Raw genomic sequence first — 18,394 nt, forward strand, 5'->3', positions numbered from 1 at the left:
GAAAGATGACAGGATGAGACGCGCCTCCCCCCGAGCTCTCCGCCTAATGGGTCGGCGCGCCGTCACCTTTCACGGTCATCGGCTCTCCAGCCTGTTCCGCAGGACCATGCTGACGCCATCTACCTTAATACGGAGTGAAGGTTCCGTCATCTTTCCAGAAATACTCCACGGGGGTGCGGGGGTGTGAAACCCCCGCTCCGCCAGCAGACACAGGGAGCAACATATGACACTCAAACTGCATTGTTTCGGTGAAAGCGGCCATTCCTATAAGGCCGCCCTGGCTCTTGAACTGGCCGGGATCGACTGGGAGCCGGTGTTTGTGGATTTTTTCAGCGGCACCACCCGGGGTGATGCCTTCCGTCGAGATATCAACGACATGGGAGAATGCCCGGTGCTGGTGGATGGCGATCTGACACTCAGCCAATCCGGGGTGATCCAGCAGTATCTGTCGGACACTTATGGCCGGTTCGGCGGCGTCACTGCCGAGGAAAAGCGCGAGATCCTGCGCTGGCAGCTATGGGACAATCACAAATTGTCCTCAAACGCAGGCTTGTGCCGGTTCCTGATGAATTTCCTGCCGGAAGACAAACGCCCGCAGGAGGTCATCGCCTTCCTTCAGGGCCGTCTGCAAGGCGCCTACGCGATCCTGGACAAACATCTTGAGGGGCGAAGCTGGATTGTCGGCGATGGGCTGACCAATGCCGATCTGACCTGCTGCTCCTATCTCTATTACCCCGAACCCTTCGGCTTTGATCGAGCCGAATGGCCCCATATTGACGCTTGGCTCTCGCGGCTGAGCGCACAACCGGGCTGGAAAGCCCCCTACGACCTAATGCCCGGCAACCCGTCGGACCGAGCCTGAGGAGACTGATATGACCGAAGCCTATATTTACGACGCCGTGCGCACCCCGCGTGGCAAAGGCCGCAAGGATGGATCCTTGCATGAAGTAACGGCCGCGCGTCTCTCTGCGGTGGCGCTCAACGCTCTGAAAGAGCGCAACAATCTTGAAGGCCACGCAGTCGAGGACGTGATCTGGGGCAATGTGACCCAGGTTGGCGAACAGGGCGCCTGCTTGGCGCGGACCGCTGTTCTGGCCTCTGATCTGGATGAATCGATCCCCGGCGTGTCGATCAACCGCTTCTGCGCCTCGGGTCTGGAAGCCGTCAACATGGCCGCCAACCAGGTGCGGGGACGTGCTGGTCATGCCTACATCGCCGGCGGTGTGGAATCCATGAGCCGTGTCCCCATGGGCATGGACGGCGGTGCCATTGCTGTTGATCCGGCGATTGCCATCGAGAACTACTTTGTGCCGCAGGGGATCTCGGCAGATATCATCGCCACCGAATATGGTTTCTCGCGTGAGGATGCCGATGCCATGGCGGTGGAATCCCAGCGCCGGGCGAAGGCGGCCTGGGACGACAAGCGTTTTGCGCGCAGCGTTGTCCCGGTGCGCGATATCAACGGGCTGACCATTCTCGATCACGATGAATACATGCGACCCGGCACCGACATGCAGTCGCTCGGCGGTCTGAACCCCTCGTTCCAGATGATGGGTGAGCAAATGCCCGGCTTCGACAAGATCGCGATGCTGAAATACCCGCATCTGGAGCGGATCAATCACATCCACCACGCGGGCAACTCTTCCGGTATCGTGGATGGCGCCGCTGCCGTACTGATTGGCAACAAGGAGTTCGGCGAGGCGATGGGCCTGAAACCGCGCGCCCGTATCAAGGCCACAGCCAAGATCGGCACCGACCCCACCATCATGCTGACCGGCCCCGTGCCCGTCACCGAGAAGATCCTGCGCGACAATGGCATGGAGATTGGTGACATCGACCTCTTTGAGGTCAACGAGGCCTTTGCCAGCGTCGTCATGCGGTTCGAGCAGGCCTTTGGCGTCGACCATGACAAGGTGAACGTCAATGGCGGCTCGATTGCCATGGGCCACCCACTTGGTGCGACCGGCGCCATGATCCTCGGCGCACTGCTGGATGAGCTGGAGCGCAGCGACCGCGAAACCGGTCTTGCGACACTCTGCATCGGGTCCGGCATGGGCGCGGCCACCATCATCGAACGCGTGTAACCCAGGCGACAGGAGACTAAGATATGTCTGATTTCACAATGAAAAAAGACGCCGACGGCGTCGCCATCATCACCTGGGACTGCCCCGGCAAAAGCATGAACGTTCTGAACGGTCAGGCGATGCTAGACCTCGACGGGCTGGTTGACGACGCGCTGGCAGATGAGGCCGTCAAGGGCATCGTCATCACCTCGGGCAAGAAAGACTTTGCCGGCGGCATGGATCTCAATGTGCTGGCCAAGATGAAAGAAGATGCCGGTGACGAACCCGCCCGTGGTCTGTTCGAAGGCATCATGAAAATGCACCACGGTCTGCGCAAGATCGAACGGGCCGGCATGGATCCGAAAACCAACAAGGGTGGCAAACCCGTGGCAGCAGCCCTGCCCGGCACAGCTGTTGGCATTGGTCTGGAACTGCCGCTGTCGACGCATCGCATCTTTGCCGCTGACAACCCCAAGGCCAAAATCGGCCTGCCTGAGATCATGGTCGGCATCTTCCCCGGTGCAGGCGGCACCACCCGTCTGGTACGCAAGATGGGTGCCATGAACGCTGCGCCCTTCCTGCTGGAAGGCAAGCTGGTCGATCCCAAAAAAGCCAAGGCCGCAGGCATCATCGACGAAGTGGTCGAGGATCCGCTGGCCGCCGCACGCGCCTGGGTTCTGGAGGCAAAAGACGCCGATATCGTCAAACCCTGGGATGCCAAGGGTTACAAGATGCCCGGTGGCGCGCCCTATCATCCTGCGGGCTTCATGACCTTCCTTGGTGCAGCAGCCATGGTGCATGGCAAAACATTTGGCGCCTTCCCGGCGGCCAAAGCGCTGCTGAGCGCGGTCTATGAAGGCGCGCTCGTGCCCTTTGACACCGCGCTGAAGATTGAGGCGCGCTGGTTCACCCATGTGCTGATGAACCCTTCGTCCGAGGCGATGATCCGCTCGCTCTTCCTCAACAAGGAAGCGCTGGAAAAAGGCGCTGTGCGCCCGGCGGGCATCGAGGATCAGTCGGTCAAGAAAATCGGCGTTCTGGGCGCTGGCATGATGGGGGCCGGTATCGCGCTGGTCTCCGCTCAGGCCGGGATGGAGGTTGTTCTGATCGACCGTGATCAAGCCGCCGCCGACAAGGGCAAGGCCTATACCGAAAGCTATCTCGACAAGGGCATCAAGCGCGGCAAAGTCACGGCCGACAAGAAAGAGGCGATGCTGTCACGCATCACCGCAACCCCTGATCTGGACCATCTCAAGGGCTGCGATCTGATCATCGAAGCGGTCTTTGAGGATCCCGGCGTCAAGGCGGAGATGACCAAGAAGGTCGAGGCGATCATCCCCGACGATTGCATCTTTGCCTCCAATACCTCGACTCTGCCGATCACCGGTCTGGCCGAAGCCTCGGTGCGCCCGGAGCAGTTCATCGGCATTCACTTCTTCTCGCCCGTGGAAAAAATGTTCCTGGTGGAGATCATCAAGGGTGAGAAAACCGGCGACCGCGCAGTGGCCAAGGCGCTGGACTACGTGCGCCAGATCCGCAAGACTCCGATCGTGGTCAATGATGCCCGGTTCTTCTACTGCAACCGTTGCATCATCCCCTACGTGAACGAAGGCGCGCGGATGATCACCGAGGGCGTTGCCCCTGCGTTGATCGACAATGCCGCACGCCAGTTGGGCTTCCCGGTCGGTCCGATCCAACTGACCGATGAGACCTCCATTGACCTCGGTGCCAAGATCGCTCGCGCCACCAAGGCGGCAATGGGCGATGCTTATCCCGAAAGTGCTGCGGATGATCTGATCTTCTGGATGGAAGAACAGGGCCGTCTGGGGCGCAAGTCCAACGCTGGTTTCTTCGACTATGACGACAAGGGCAAGCGGCAGGGTTACTGGAAGGGCATGCAGGAGAAATACCCGCTGGCCGATGAACAGCCGGACCTGATCGAGGTCCAGGAACGCCTGATGTTTGCACAGGTCCTGGAAGCCGTGCGCGCGCTGGAAGAAGGTGTTCTGATGGACATTCGCGAAGGGGATGTTGGCGCGATCCTGGCCTGGGGCTTTGCGCCCTGGTCCGGTGGCCCGCTGAGCTGGCTGGACATCATCGGCACGCCATATGCTGCCGAGCGCTGCGACCAGCTGACCGCGAAATATGGCGAACGTTTCACCTGTCCGCCGCTGCTGCGCGAGATGGCTGAGAAAGGCCAGACTTTCTATGGCCGGTTCAGCCCGGAGGCCGAAAAGGCCGCCTGATTGAGGTCAGATGACGTCTGACAGCTCTGAAAGCGGCGCCTCCGGGTGCCGCTTTTTTCACATCAGGAAAGCCGCCTAAGTGGTTATGAAAAATAAAAACCGCCTCCGATATGGTGACGGTCCTGTCTCTGTTTTCACTTGTTGGATTACAGCGCGGGCTAGACCATCGCTGCGTATTCCGCAGCACCATGCCCACCAGGACCCATCGGCAATGTATTGGCCCAGACGCTTTCCTCGGTGATCATGTCGATCACCAGTTCGCGGGCAGCGTCGGGCTCCAGAACCCGATAAAGCTCGGCATAGGCGCTGGTGTCGAACGACAGAATGTCACGCGGTGACACGCTAAAGCTCAGCAGACCCGCCTCCAGATAGATGACCTCATCCTGTGCAAACCGTGGCACCACGATCTCGACCCGTGTGTCAGGCTCGACCCGGCCAATGCCGCGGTACCCTTCCAACGCGCAGGCGGGTACGACAACAAACGGATCGCCCTGCCCATCACAGGCAAGATCGCTCTCGATCAGGATCCCCTGGTTCGGCATCACCCAGAGCGGCGCGCGATTGTTCAGCGCATCCTGCGGAATATGAACCGGGCATGTCAGCGGATTGGGTCCACCGCTGGAAAGCAGGATTGTTTCGCGGTGGATATCGACTATGGGCTGCATCCCATGGTCGAAGGTCAGGACCATATCGCCTACGGCCAGAGCCTCAATCGGGCGCCAGCCAAGATGTGAGGCCACATGGGTGCCCGACAGGATCCCGCCCTGCCCGGCTGCGACCAACGGGTACTCTGTTGCCAGAGCCTCGGCCATCGGAGAGAGCTTGCGTTTCAGCAGCCAATCCAGCATCGGTTTTCCCTTTCACCAAGGCAGCCATACGTTCTGCATGACCCGTCACGTTACCCGTCCGATAGGCGGCCACTGGCGCGCCTACGGGAGAGATGATCATGGTCGCGGATCGAAGATGCGCCATTTTGGCGAAGACTTCGGACCCAGCGTCGTCCCATGTGATTCCATCTCTCGACTACTGGTCTATCGGTGAATCGTTAAAAGAGTATTCAAACTGGGCAAGATCCGCCTCGCAGGCCTCAGCCACCGCCGCGCGGGCCGCGTCGGTGTAGGCGTCCTGCCAGCCTCTGGGACGGTCTGAGACATTGGCCCGTGGCAGCTGCAGCTCAAAACCCAGGTGATCAAAGAGCGGGGCTGCATCGCATGCGAAATGTTCCAGGCGGATATAGCAGTCGCATTGTTCGCCCCCATCCGCGCGCCGCATATATGACCGCGCCGGATGGGCACGAAAAGCTGCAAGCATCCGGGGATCGCTGGCAAAATCGGGAAATGCCAACGCTTTGGCCAGGGCGACCGAAGGGTGATCAAAGCTCTGCTCGCGCAGCCAGTGATAGAGGCTCAGCACCCGATCAAACGGGTTCCGTACCAGCGTAAAGGCAAAGAGACCGCGCAGCTGCGCCTCGGGCACCAGACCGTCGATATCGGCAAGAGTTGAGTGTTTCCACAATCGGCCCCGGGTTTTAGCGTCTCTGAGGCGTCGCCGCCGCTTGCTGGCCTTGGGCGTGTCGCCGAGCATAAGATCATCTGCCATGGCCCGCGCCTCCAGCGCGAGGGACAGCGCGGTGCCCCCGGTCTTGGGGATATGCACGAAGATATAGGAACGGCCAGGCGACAGGATCATGACAGGCAGGCTAAGCGGTTTGAAGACCAATGGAAACCTCGGCCCTGTCAGACAAAAATGTCTTACGCCTTTCATTGGGGGCAACTTTGCGCAATATCTTGCAACCACGTCGCATGAATCATCTTGGAGGGGTCGAAATGGGTTGGATGTCGGACGAGTCGGGACTGGAGAAAACCGCCGCCAACTATGTGCCGCTGACGCCGCTGTCACATCTGCGCCGGGCCGCGCATGTGTTTGCCGATGTCCCTGCCGTCATCTACGGCAGCCATCGCAAGACCTATGCGGCCTATTATGATCGCTGCACGCGGCTGGCCTCGGCGCTTGCGGGGATGGGCGTCCGCCCCGGCGACGTGGTGGCGACCTTGATCCCCAACCTGCCGGCCCAGGCCGAAGCGCATTTTGGCGTGCCTGCCTGCGGTGCCGTTCTCAACACGATCAACACACGTCTCGACGTCAGCACGGTCGCCTATATTTTCGACCACGGAGAGGCCAAGGTCGTGCTGGTCGACAGCCAGTTCCTGCCACTCGCCGAAGAGGCCAAAGCAGCCTGCGACGGCCCGGGACCGCTGATCATTGAGGTCCCGGATGATCAGGCAGCCTATCCGGCGTCCGGTCGGCACCCGGTCTACGAGCATGTTCTGGCCGCTGCCTCCCATGATTTCGACTGGATCATGCCGCAGGACGAATGGGAAAGCCTTGCGCTCAACTACACCTCCGGCACCACGGGCCGCCCGAAAGGCGTCGTCTACCATCACCGTGGCGCCTATCTGATGACCATGGGCACGGTGATTTCCTGGCGCATGGTGATGCAGCCGAAATACCTTGCTATTGTACCACTGTTTCACTGCAACGGCTGGAACCACACCTGGATGATGCCGGTTCTAGGTGGCACCCTGGTGTGCTGTCGCGATATCACCGCGCCCGCGATCTACGATGCGATTGCCGACGAAGGGGTGACCCATTTCGGCGGTGCGCCAATTGTGCTCAATATGCTGGTGAACGCACCCGAAGAGGACCGGCGCAGCTTTGATCACACGGTCGAGGTCTTCACCGCCGGCGCCCCGCCCGCCCCGGCCACCCTGCAAAAGATCGAGGCTATCGGCTTTCATGTCACGCAGGTCTACGGGCTGACGGAAACATATGGCCACGTCACCGAATGCCTGTGGAAAGGCGGCAGCTGGGACACGCTGGACCAGCAGGGCCGGGCCGCGATCAAGGCGCGTCAGGGCGTGGCCTTCCCGATGATGGATCACATTACGGTCATGTCCGACGATATGCAGCAGATTCCGATGAACGGTCAGGATCAGGGTGAGATCGTGATGCGCGGCAATTCGGTCATGAAGGGATATCTGAAGAACCCCGAAGCCACCGCCGAGGCCTTTCAGGGGGGGTATTTCCATTCCGGCGATATCGCCGTGCAGCATCCCGATGGCTATATCCAGATCGCCGACCGCGCCAAGGATATCATCATCTCCGGCGGCGAGAATATCTCCTCGGTGGAGGTTGAGGGCGTGCTGATGGGGCACCCCGATGTGAACCTAGCCGCGGTGGTTGCCAAACCTGACGAAAAATGGGGCGAAGTGCCTTGTGCTTTTGTCGAGTTGAAGCCCGGCGCGGAGGTTGATCCTGCCGAACTGATCCGCTTTGCGCGCGAAACGCTGGCCGGTTTCAAAGCGCCAAAACAGGTGATTTTCCAAGAACTTCCCAAGACATCGACCGGAAAGATCCAGAAATTCGAACTGCGCCAGCAGGCCAAGGCTCTCTGACCCGGTTTCCTGACCAAAGCAGGCGCGAACTGCCGCAAAGTCAATTGCTGACGCTGGGGGCTGCGTGCTATTTGATCTGTGAACAATCGACGGTGAGGACGCGCCCCATTCATGACGGCATTGCGGGAATATCAACGGCTGGAAGCTGCTGCGCTGTGGCGGGCTGCCCCTGACGCGCAGCGGCGCGATGTGATCGTCTCGGTTGGCGACGCGACCCTGACCATTGCGGATATGAATGACCGGCCACTGGCCCATTGGTCACTGGCGGCATTAGAGCGACAGAACCCCGGCAGTTTCCCCGCGTTGTTCCACCCTTACGGCGATCAGGGCGAAACGCTGGAGATCGCGGAAGATGAAACCGCGATGCTGGACGCAATCGACCGTTTGCAATCCGCCCTCACCCGCGCTCGTGCCCGCCCCGGTCGCCTTCGCTCGGTGACGCTGCTGTCGGCGCTGGCTGTCGTGACCGGTCTGGCGGTGTTCTGGCTGCCCGATGCGCTGCTCTCGCATACAGTGAATGTGGTGCCGGACATCAAACGCAAGGCGCTGGGACAGGCGCTGCTTGGCCGGATCGAACGGGTGTCAGGTCAGGCCTGCAGCACATTGGAGACCGCGCCCATTCTGGAACGTCTCGCAGAGCGGCTGGATGTGCGTCAGTTGGTGATCCTGCGCAGCGGCGTGGCCAGCAGCCTCTATCTGCCAGGTGGCATCGTGCTTCTGAACCGCGAGCTGGTGGAGGATCACGAAGATCCGGCGGTAGCAGCTGGCGCGGTACTGGTGGAGCGCGCCCGTGCGGTGGAAAAAGACCCCCTGGCCGAGCTTCTGGCCGCGGGCGGCATTCGCGCCACCTTCAGGATGCTCACAACCGGTGAACTGACCCGTGCAACCCTCGACCGTTATGCGGAAACCGTCATTAGCGCGCCGCGCCCCACGCCGGACGAGGCCACGACACTCGCTGAATTTGCCCGTGCTGCCGTTCCCTCCAGCCCCTATGCCTACGCTCAGGACATTACCGGGGAAACAGTGCTCGGCCTGATCGAGGCCGATCCGATGGCGGGCCGTGACTTGCAGCCGGTACTGAATGACCGCGACTGGGTGCAGCTACAAAGCATCTGCGGCTGATCCACCAGCACCGGTGTGGAACACCTCGCATCTCTGACACGATGCGTTGAGATTTCTGCAACCTGTCACCGGGCTGCTTCACGCAATACTGACGCAAACGTCAAGCATTCGGAATCCCGATCGGAACTTCACTGCGAACGTTTCCAGGGTCGGCAGAATGCGACGGAGCTGACATACCCTTTTTCCTGCTGAATGGCTGCTACAGATACCTGAATACGAGTTCCAAATCAGCCATCAACGGTTGTGTTGTGCATGTTTCCCCACTATCTGCACGTCATCTGTAATGGAGATTTCATGTCCTGGTAAGGAAGGGAGGCAGCGCGCCTCCCGGAGCACATACAAAATCGCAAACATCGCCGTCACTTTGTAGCTGACGGGTCGGTTTGATGTGCTCACTCGTTTCCTTCCATCGACGCCCAAAATTGACTTGGGCCAGAGACATGAAAGTGAACACCCTATGACGAGGGATTACTCAGACTTCCTTCCGCGTCGCGCGCGCGACACCGGATCACAGGCCAAACTCAGCCCCCTTCAGGCACTAGGATGGCAACCGTTTTTCACCCAGCAAGTTAGCGTGGAAGACATGGCCGCGACACCTCCTGTTCGCGTTGTCGAAGTGCATCGCAGCGGGCTGCACGCCCTTGGTGACGGCATCGATACCATCCTTCCGCCCAGAGCCGATGTGACTGTCGGCGACTGGCTGTTGCTGGACCAGTCGCACCCGCGGTCCAGTAGGGCTCTTGAGCGTGCCAGCCTTATCAAGCGGCGCGCGCCCGGCACCGACCGGCAGAAACAACTGATCGCGGCGAACATTGATACGGCCTTTATCGTCACGTCCTGCAATCAGGACTTCAAATTGGCCCGGCTTGAACGCTATGCCTCCCTGGCGTTCGAGGCGCGGATCACGCCCGTCATCGTCCTCACGAAAACCGACCTCTTGGCGGATCCTCAAGACTACATTGACGCGGCCCGCGCGGTGTCGGACATAATCGACGTCGTCGCACTTGACGCGCGCGGTTCTGCCCCGAAGACAGACCTTGCGACCTGGTGCAAGCCCGGCAAGACGGCAGCGTTCCTTGGCTCATCCGGTGTTGGGAAATCGACGCTGGCCAATGCGTTGCTCGACAGCCAATCCATCGAGACCCAGACCATTCGCGAGGACGACGCGAAGGGGCGGCATACGACGACGCGGCGTGAGCTTCATGCGATGCGCAATGGCTGTCTGATCCTGGACACGCCGGGCATGCGGGAATTGCAGCTCACCGATGCGGCGGACGGAATCAATGATCTCTTTGCCGATATTCAGGAGTTGGCCGCGCGGTGTCGATTCAACGACTGTCAGCACGAGACCGAGCCGGGATGCGCGATTCTGACGGCTGTTGATGATGGCGTTCTCGATGCCCGTCGGCTTGGCAGATGGCGTAAGCTGATGGCGTAGGACGCGTTCAACTCCGCGAGCCTTGTGGAACGCAGGTCGCGCGACAAGGCGTTCGGAAAAATGGTGCGCGGCGTCAAGAAAATCAAAGATGTCAGGAGGTAAGACGATGACGCAGTCGAAAGTAGGTCAAATCGTATGGCACGATCTTTTCACATCGGACAGGGCGTGTTCGATGGCATTTTACCAGCACGTGGCCAAATGGACGTATGAAGTCGAGCGGGCGACGGATTTTGCCTGGGGAGGCGGCGAGAAGGATTTCATCCTCGCCCTCTCCGGGGACGAAGCGGGTGCGGGGTTGGCCGAGACGCCTGCCGAGCAGGAAAATGGCTGGATCGCCTACATCGAGGTTCCCGACGTGGACGCGGCGGTCAGACGCGTCGCCACGCTCGGAGGCAAGATCGTTCGGGAGGCATTCGAGGTGCCGGGTGTCGGTCGCAATGCACTCGTCCGCGATCCGCTCGGTGCTCTGGTCGGGATTTCGCTGTCCCGGCACAGCTTCCCTGTTCCGCACCGGCAGTTCGGCCCTGACGTGTACGTCGGCAACGGGACTGACTTCCCACTGGCGTTCTATGCAGAGCTTTTTGGATGGAAGGTCTCTCCCGAGCAGGACACGGATTGTCTTGCACTCCTCGGGCCTGAGGGCGATCTTGTTGCACTCCAACATGCCGCGACCTGGCCAATCGGTTCAAATGCAGCTTGGGTCCCGTGCATCAAGGTTGCTTCAGTCGCCGATGCCTGCCGTGTTGCTGAAGCCGAAGGGGCGCGTCCGGCGCCTGTGGATGTGAAGGGAACTTTTCAAGCCCGTAACCCCATCCTGTGTGATCCAGACGGCGCGCCGTTTGCTCTTGGCATCGAATAGACGACCACTTTCTAGCAGTTTGCCAATTCTTCACAGGAACTGCAGATCGGACATTTGTACGCTCTGCAGCATTCGCGGCTCAGGGCTCACTGCCCGCTTTCGCTGCGTCGCCCATGGATGGCCGCTCTAGTTCTCTTCGCAAAGATCAGGGGTAAGCTGCTCTGGCGTAGTTTGCGAAGCGTCGGCCAACGCCTGCTCAATCTTTGCGATCTACTCATTCTTTTGCCTACCAAAGTACCGCAGAGTCCGTCACTCCCAATTCGCAGGCAATCCTTGCAAGGGAGCTTCCCCGAACTCGAAGATCGGCGTTGCGGCGGTCACGTCTATCTAACTGCTGCTTTGTGGGCTGACGCATATTGGCACAATGGCGCGGCGCAATTGTTAGGACAATACAGAACGTCCGCGAGCCATTTGCCGATACTGCGACCATGTTGTGAAGGAGGAGTTCGGCCGGGGCCGTGTTGGGTTAATGATGAGACGAAAAAGTCAAATATCTCTGACGTTCTAAAAGCGGTTGGCGCAATCATAGCGCCGCGCCAAGCCGCCCCCGCTCCGTTGCGTGAACGCAGATTGGCCAAACAACGTGGCTGACCGGACCCACCGTCGTGATTACTTGCTCAGCCGCGCGCCAGAGAACCCGGCCGCGCGCACTGTCGACAGGGCCGCTTGCGCCGCCTCCCCGACAAAAGGCCCTGCCAGAACGACCTGCAGGCTCTGACCATTGCGGTTGACCCGACCCAGACGCACCGGCAACCCCTTTTGGCGCAACCGTTGAGCCACGGCGTCGGCCTGACTTACATCGGCGAGGGTCGCCGCGCGCACATACCGCGTCGCCGGAGATGACTGAGGTTTGGCCATCGAAGCCGAGGCCGCGCGCGCTGATGTCGCATCGCCGGAAGGCGCCGACCGGGTCGACAGACGGGTGACCAGGGTCTCCTCATCGGTGCCCACGGACGTGCTCGCATCTCCTGCAAGCTGTCTCTGCGAAAGCTTCACAACCGGTCGATCGACCGGACGGCGAATGCCTTCGCGGGGGACGGTGCGCGTCCAGATCGCGCCGGTTTGCGGCCCGCGGTTCGGATTGTAGCGATCCTGATGGATCACCCGCACATATCCCGCAGGCACGCCATCGTTGGCCGCCGCGAGTACGCCGCCCAGCGACATCTCCGCCCGGCGCGGATTAAGACGGTCATCCTCCCAGGCGCGGCGATACCCCTGCGGCACTACCAGCCCTCGGCTCAGGCTGCGCTCCTGATAGACATGCTTGGGAACAACGCGGGTGTTGGGATCCAGCACCGAGGACAGGCGGCTGCTGCCCCCCTGCGGCCCGCATCGCACATTGCCCGTCTGGTTGATATATTGCTGGCTCAGGGCAGACGCGCCGGGACAGCGGCCAAAGCCCGGCGCCGAACTGGCCGCTGTCACGGTGCTGACAGGCGGACGATAGGCATCATCCAGTGGCTGCCGGCGCGGCAGCTTCGCCGTTGATGTGCCAACCCGAAGCGGCTTTGCCTGTCGCACGGCACTGCGCTGCGGCTTGGTGGTGGTGACGGTCTGCGGCGCGCGCGCTGCTGCAACCGGCTCTGTAGTTGCAGTTGCGGCGCCTTCCAGATTATTCGCTCGCTGCCCCTCCGGCAGGGTGATCAGCTCCGGCGCCGGAGCTGAAGTGGCTCTCGGCGAATTGGGGGCCGCAGCAAGCTCAGTGGGCTGGAAGCCGCAGAGCTGTTTGCGGCTGCGGGTTACCCTCGGCACCCAGGTGACATTGCCGTCGATCCCCGCCCGAATGAAAACACAGCCGCGACTGTCGACATATTGCTTGCCTGCAAAGGAGGCGGGCGGAAATTCTGCCGGCGGTTCCGTGGGGCGGATCGACTGCGCCTCTGCTGTGCCGAAGCAGGCCGCCGCGATCAAAGCACTTGCAATAATTCTAGTAAGCGTCATCCGAGAGCCCCACAACATATGGCCGCAGGATGCCCGAAAAGCGAATCTGAGTAAAGCAGGGTTTCCCCGATTTCACGAAAGAGCCCAGAGACATCGCTGCCGTTACCCTCCCCGCGCCCGGGTGTGTCAGCCGACGGACATGGAAAAGGCGCCTGTTGCCAGACGCCCTTGGCTTCGTGGCCGTGCCTGGTGTCCATGCCGCCCCAAGAGCTGCACGCTGGCCGCAGGCTTATTTGGTGCCGAACATCCGATCACCCGCATCGCCGAGCCCGGGCAGGATATACCCCTTCTCGTTCAGCTGCCGGTCCAACGAGGCCGTCACGATCGGCACATCCGGATGCTTCTCCTTCATCAGCTCCACCCCCTCGGGCGAGGCCAGCAGGCAGAGGAAACGGATGTCATTTGCTCCGGCCTCTTTCAGCAGGTCGATGGCCGCGGCCGAACTGTTGCCGGTTGCCAGCATCGGATCAACCGCAATGACCAACCGGTCCTTCAGCCCCTCGGGTGCCTTGAAGTAATATTGCACTGGCTGCAGGGTTTCCTCATCCCGGTAGAGACCGACAAAGCCGACCCGTGCCGAGGGGATCAGTTCCAGCACGCCGTCCAGCATCCCGTTGCCCGCCCGCAGGATCGACACCAGCGCCAGTTTCTTACCCGCAAGGATGGGTGCCTCCATTTCCTCCATCGGAGTGTCGATGGTGGTGGTGGTCAGCGGCATCTCGCGGGTGATCTCATAGGCCAACAGCTGGGTAATCTCGCGCAGCAGGCGGCGGAACCCGGCGGTAGAGGTGCCCTTGTCGCGCATCAAGGTGAGCTTGTGCTGCACCAGCGGGTGGTCGACAACGGTCAGATGATCGGACATTGGGCGCTCCTTTCAGGAAAATTCAATCTCTCTTAGTGCCTGCACTGTGGGACAGGCAAGGCGGATTTGTCGGCGATCGTCTCCAACCGCTGCAAATTCGGGCGCCGTTCAGCGCGCAGACGCTGCCGAGGACGCCATCTCATCCGCCCGCTTCAATCAGGTCAGCACCGACCGGCCCGGCCCCTGAGCAGGGATTTTCAGATGGTCCGACACGGTCGCTGCCACGTCCGCGAATGCCAGATTGCCCAGCGGTCCGGCCCCCGCGCCGGCCATCAGCACCGGCACCTGTTCACGGGTGTGATCGGTGCCAGGCCAGCTCGGATCGTTGCCATGATCGGCCGTCAGGATCAGCAGATCGCCATCCCGCAGATGCGGCAGCAGCTTGCCGATCTCTTGGTCAAACCATTCCAGCGCCCGCGCATAGCCCGAGATATCGCGACGATGCCCGTAGAGGCTGTCAAACTCGACAAAATTGGCAAAGGTCAGGCTGCCGTCCTCGGCCTCAGCCACAGCCGCCTGCAAATGCCGCATCAGCCTCGCGTCATCGCCTTTCTTCAGCGTATCAATCCCCTGCATAGAGAAAATATCACCAATTTTGCCGATGGCGTGCACTGGTCGACCGGCATCCTGCACCCAATTGGTCAGGATCGGCTCAGGCGGCATGATGGCGTAGTCACGCCGGTTTGTGGTGCGCTGAAATCCGGTCTCGGGCGTCCCGACAAAGGGCCGCGCAATCACCCGCCCCACCTTCATCGCGTGCAGAAAGGGGGCCACCGCCTCGCAGAGCGCCAACAACCGGCCAAGACCAAAGCTCTCCTCATGGGCGGCAATCTGGAAGACACTATCGGCAGAGGTATAACAGATTGGCTGCCCCGACTGCATATGCGCGGCGCCATGTTCGGCAATGATCGCAGTACCCGAGGCATGGCAATTGCCAAGTAGAGCCTCGGTTCCAGCCGCCGCGCAGACATGGGCCACCAGATCATCCGGAAACGCGGGTGTCTGATCCGGGAAATAGCACCAATCCCAAGGCACCGGCAGGCCCGCCAGTTCCCAATGACCAGAGGGGGTATCCTTGCCCCGGCTGATCTCGCGGGCGACACCCCAGCGCCCGATAATCTCCGCCCCACCCAGATCAGGGCAAGGCACCGCCGAGGCCTGCTCCACGGCAGCCCCCAATCCGAGGCGGTCCAGATTTGGCACCTGCAGCGGACCGCTGCGCCCCTCCTCTGCGCGGCCCGCAGCGCAGGCCTGGGCGATATGGGCCAGCGTATTGGCGCCAATGTCCGGCAGATCGCCATTGAAATACTGACCAGCATCTGGCGCACCACCGATACCGACGGAATCCATCACCACCAGAAACGCACGCGCCATTAGGAAACCCTCTTGTAGATCAGCGGCAGCCGCTCAGGCGCGCTATCAGACAGCTGATAGGCTGCGCGCAGGCTGGCCTCGGCTGCATCAGCGGCGTCTTCATCAGCGGCATGGATCACACCAATCAGGTCGCCGACTGAAAGCGTGCGTCCAAGCGGCGCCAGCTCCGCCAGTCCGACGGAGGGGTCGACCACGTCGCTTTCGATCATCCGCCCGCCGCCCAGCCGCACGACCGCAAGGCCGAGCGCCTCGCCATTGATGGCGTGAACATGGCCCGCCCGATCTGCGGTGATGGGGCGTACCACCGGAGCCGTCGGCAGAATTGTCTGCCAGTGGTCCGCGAAATCGGTCGGGCCGCCCATCGCGGCGACCATTCGGGCAAAACGTTCGGCAACCGCCCCGCTGGCAATGGCTTTGCGGATCATATCCGCCCCGGCATCGCTCTGCGCCGCCAATCCGCCATGTGCCAACAAGACACCTCCCAGCTCCGCCGTCAGCTCCGCCAAGGCGCCCGTCTGACCGCAGATACCGGTCAGCACCCGCATCACCTCCGCCACCTCCAACGCGTTGCCCAGCGCGGGCGCCAAAGGCTGGTTCATATCAGTGATCAGCGCCGAGGTCCTGCAACCGGCCGCATTCGCCGTCTCAGTGAGACTGCGGGCCAGCGCCTCGGCCTCCTCCAGCGTTTTCATAAAGGCACCGGAGCCGATTTTCACGTCCAGAACCAGCGCATCGGTGCTGGCCGCCAGTTTCTTTGACAGGATTGAGGCGGTGATCAGGTCCAGACTATCCACCGTGGCGGTGACATCACGGATCGCATATAGCCGCTTGTCCGCCGGGGCGATCTCTGCGGTCGCCCCGACGATGGCGCAGCCTACGCTTTGCATCATGCTGCGCAGCCCCTGTTCGGACACTTGGGTGCTGACACCCTGAATGGCTTCCATCTTGTCGAGCGTCCCGCCGGTATGGCCCAGACCCCGACCGGAGATCATCGGCACATAGGCACCGCATTCCGCCAGCGCGGGTGCCAGCAGCAGCGACACGCAATCGCCGACCCCACCGGTAGAGTGTTTGTCCAGCACCGGCCCATCCAGATCCCAGCGCAGCACGTCACCGCTATCACGCATTGCCAGCGTCAAGGCCCGCCGCGCATCGACGCCAAGCCCCTGCAGACAAACCGCCATGGCAAACGCACCCGCCTGCGCATCCGAGACAGCCCCATTGGCCAATCCTTCGGCAAACCAGCGCAGGTCTTCATCGCCGGGTGTCTCTCCCCGGCGCAGGCTGGCGATGATCGCGCGTGCGTCCATGGCTCAGCTCCGTTCCATATGGTCCGCGCCAAAGGCACCGGGCAGCAGATCGCCAATCGTGGTTTCGCGCTCCAGCCCATCTGTGGTGGCAAGCGTCACCTTCACCTCGGGCGCGCCAAACTCCGCCAGCTTCTGACGGCAGCCGCCGCAGGGCGGGATTGGCGCCGGGCAATCGGCAATCACATATGCCGCCTCAAGCTTTGTCTCGCCTGCGGCAACCATTGCGGCGATGGCACCGGCTTCTGCGCAGGTGCCTTCTGGGTAGGCAACGTTTTCCACATTGCAGCCAACATAGACCGTCCCGGATGCTGCCCGGATCGCCGCACCGACCTTGAAGTTGGAATAAGGCGCGTGTGCGTTTTCACGAACGGCGGTGGCAGCATCTTTGAGGCTCATGGCGATTCCCTGATTTTTTTGATCAACTGGTCAGAATTTGAGACGATAGCTGAATTTGCCGAAGGAGCGAAAGCCCCCTCGACCAAGCTGAACCACAATATCACATCCTCCGGCCAATACCGCTATTGCCTGATGATCCACCCAGGATCTGCGGTCAGACCGTTGGCTCTGCCAAGCTGGTGTTGAACACACCCGGAAGCGTCACCTCCAGCAGTTCCACATCATCCGACGGCGCGCTGAGGCGGGTTTTCATGCCCGGCGGAATGACGAAGGCATCACCCTGTTCCAATTGATAAGGCTCGCGGCCCTCGCCCTCCAGCGTGACCGTGCCGTTCATGACAAATGTGAAATGGATATCGGTGTCATGCGCGGCCCACTGCGGCGCGCCTTCTCCGCGGCGCACCACCTGCACGCCTGCGACGCCCTTGGTGTTCTCGGCAATCGTCGTGTCGCGGCAGATGTAGCCCGGCAGGCGGAACGGCATCCATTCGGCGCCTTCTGCCTTGTTGTAAACAAACCGCTGGCCCTGCCATTCCCGTTCGGGACGGTAGTGCGGCGTCGGCAGGGTCATCTCGTGGTCGATCTCGGTCACATGCTCGGCCGGGACGCCGATCTCGATCACCTGCACATTGTCGCTGGCCTCCAGCACCCGGTGGCGGATCTCCGGCGGCTGGATGAAGCAATCACCGGCGGTCAGCCGCATCTTGTCTCCCTGATCCTCATAGACGACATCAACCCAGCCGTGGATGCAGAAGATCAGCTGAAAGCCCACCTTGTGGAAATGCACCATATCCGGCACCGGGCCGCCGTCGGGAATGCGGATGTGGCTGGCGATGATCGAACCGCCCAGCCGGTCCGGCACCAGGTCGCGGTAGTGCATACCCGCGCGCCCGATGATCCATGGCGCCTGATCCTTCAGCCGCCGCACCACAAAACTATGCACTGTTTCGGGCATCACCAGTGGTGGGTTGCGCTCTTCAATCTCAATCTGGGTGCCATTGGGAGCGGTCAGCCTGCGGGCACCACCGGCAAACCCATCGGGATCATCAGTCAGGATGCGAATGGTGCCGGGTGATTCAGCGGCGCCGCGCTCGATCCGCAGCCGCAGCCCATGGCCCGAAAACACCCCGATAGCCGGATCATCTGCTGGATAGATCGAGTCCAGCTTCATCCCGAGGGTTTTGGTGTAAAACGGGATGTCGTCCCGAAGCTCCTGCGTCGGCAGCCGCAGCTCCGCAATCGTATCCGCCATTCTTCGCTCCCTTTTGGTCTTTTGCCACACAGTGAGACCAAGCGCGCTCGGGCGCAAGCTCTTGCGACAGCCCCCA

Annotated in this window: 14 protein-coding genes and 1 pseudogene; 7 read left to right on the plus strand and 8 right to left on the minus strand. The window is 61.4% G+C overall.

What is annotated here, in order from left to right; all coding sequences use genetic code 11:
- The first annotated feature begins 223 nt into the window (after window positions 1–223).
- Genes VWZ81_RS07425 through VWZ81_RS07435 form a run of 3 tightly spaced genes read left to right on the plus strand, consistent with a single transcriptional unit; the run spans window position 224 to window position 4,309 of the window.
- A complete protein-coding gene (locus VWZ81_RS07425; protein ID WP_416542429.1) occupies window positions 224–862 on the plus strand; it encodes a glutathione S-transferase family protein in 639 nt (212 codons plus the stop codon).
- Window positions 863–872: 10 nt separating this feature from the next.
- Window positions 873–2,084: an acetyl-CoA C-acetyltransferase gene (locus tag VWZ81_RS07430; protein ID WP_416542430.1), complete on the plus strand. Its 1,212-nt coding sequence runs from the start codon at window positions 873–875 to the stop codon at window positions 2,082–2,084.
- A gap of 23 nt (window positions 2,085–2,107) precedes the next feature.
- The gene (locus VWZ81_RS07435; RefSeq protein ID WP_416542431.1) at window positions 2,108–4,309 is read left to right on the plus strand and encodes a 3-hydroxyacyl-CoA dehydrogenase NAD-binding domain-containing protein; all 2,202 of its coding nucleotides are present in this window, start codon (window positions 2,108–2,110) and stop codon (window positions 4,307–4,309) included.
- 158 nt (window positions 4,310–4,467) lie between these two features.
- Here the strand turns inward: VWZ81_RS07435 and VWZ81_RS07440 are convergent, their stop codons facing one another.
- Window positions 4,468–5,157: a Hint domain-containing protein gene (locus VWZ81_RS07440; RefSeq protein ID WP_416537375.1), complete on the minus strand. Its 690-nt coding sequence runs from the start codon at window positions 5,155–5,157 to the stop codon at window positions 4,468–4,470.
- A 175-nt stretch (window positions 5,158–5,332) separates the two neighbouring features.
- Window positions 5,333–5,998, minus strand: coding sequence for a sulfotransferase family 2 domain-containing protein (locus VWZ81_RS07445; RefSeq protein ID WP_416542467.1), 666 nt, complete (start codon window positions 5,996–5,998; stop codon window positions 5,333–5,335).
- 137 nt (window positions 5,999–6,135) lie between these two features.
- Between VWZ81_RS07445 and VWZ81_RS07450 the strand changes: the two genes are divergently transcribed.
- From VWZ81_RS07450 to VWZ81_RS07465, 4 genes and pseudogenes are all read left to right on the plus strand, one after another.
- On the plus strand, window positions 6,136–7,764 hold the full coding sequence (locus VWZ81_RS07450; RefSeq protein ID WP_416536245.1) for an AMP-binding protein: 1,629 nt from the start codon (window positions 6,136–6,138) through the stop codon (window positions 7,762–7,764).
- Window positions 7,765–7,875: 111 nt separating this feature from the next.
- The gene (locus VWZ81_RS07455) at window positions 7,876–8,886 is read left to right on the plus strand and encodes a hypothetical protein (RefSeq protein WP_340545265.1); all 1,011 of its coding nucleotides are present in this window, start codon (window positions 7,876–7,878) and stop codon (window positions 8,884–8,886) included.
- Window positions 8,887–9,343: 457 nt separating this feature from the next.
- Window positions 9,344–10,426: pseudogene (gene rsgA / locus VWZ81_RS07460) on the plus strand (ribosome small subunit-dependent GTPase A).
- Window positions 10,427–10,430: 4 nt separating this feature from the next.
- Complete coding sequence (locus VWZ81_RS07465; protein WP_416542432.1) at window positions 10,431–11,183, plus strand: VOC family protein; 753 nt, start codon at window positions 10,431–10,433, stop codon at window positions 11,181–11,183.
- 609 nt (window positions 11,184–11,792) lie between these two features.
- Here the strand turns inward: VWZ81_RS07465 and VWZ81_RS07470 are convergent.
- The 6 genes from VWZ81_RS07470 to VWZ81_RS07495 form a co-directional block, all read right to left on the minus strand.
- Window positions 11,793–13,124: an SPOR domain-containing protein gene (locus VWZ81_RS07470; protein ID WP_416542433.1), complete on the minus strand. Its 1,332-nt coding sequence runs from the start codon at window positions 13,122–13,124 to the stop codon at window positions 11,793–11,795.
- Window positions 13,125–13,353: 229 nt separating this feature from the next.
- Window positions 13,354–13,986 carry a uracil phosphoribosyltransferase gene (gene upp / locus VWZ81_RS07475; RefSeq protein ID WP_014874324.1) on the minus strand — a complete coding sequence of 211 codons (633 nt, stop codon included), beginning with the start codon at window positions 13,984–13,986 and terminating at the stop codon, window positions 13,354–13,356.
- Window positions 13,987–14,142: 156 nt separating this feature from the next.
- Window positions 14,143–15,360, minus strand: a complete 1,218-nt coding sequence (locus VWZ81_RS07480) for a phosphopentomutase (protein WP_416542434.1) — start codon at window positions 15,358–15,360, stop codon at window positions 14,143–14,145.
- Window positions 15,360–16,670, minus strand: coding sequence for a thymidine phosphorylase (locus VWZ81_RS07485; RefSeq protein WP_416537369.1), 1,311 nt, complete (start codon window positions 16,668–16,670; stop codon window positions 15,360–15,362). Before VWZ81_RS07485 ends, VWZ81_RS07480 begins: the two co-directional genes overlap by 1 nt.
- Window positions 16,671–16,673: 3 nt before the next feature.
- Window positions 16,674–17,066, minus strand: coding sequence for a cytidine deaminase (locus tag VWZ81_RS07490; protein ID WP_340545259.1), 393 nt, complete (start codon window positions 17,064–17,066; stop codon window positions 16,674–16,676).
- Between the two features lie 154 nt (window positions 17,067–17,220).
- On the minus strand, window positions 17,221–18,318 hold the full coding sequence (locus VWZ81_RS07495; protein ID WP_416536257.1) for a cupin domain-containing protein: 1,098 nt from the start codon (window positions 18,316–18,318) through the stop codon (window positions 17,221–17,223).
- Window positions 18,319–18,394: the final 76 nt, after the last annotated feature.

The organism is Phaeobacter sp. JH20_34, assembly GCF_048056095.1.
In the GTDB taxonomy this organism is placed as follows: Bacteria; Pseudomonadota; Alphaproteobacteria; order Rhodobacterales; family Rhodobacteraceae; genus Phaeobacter; species Phaeobacter bryozoorum.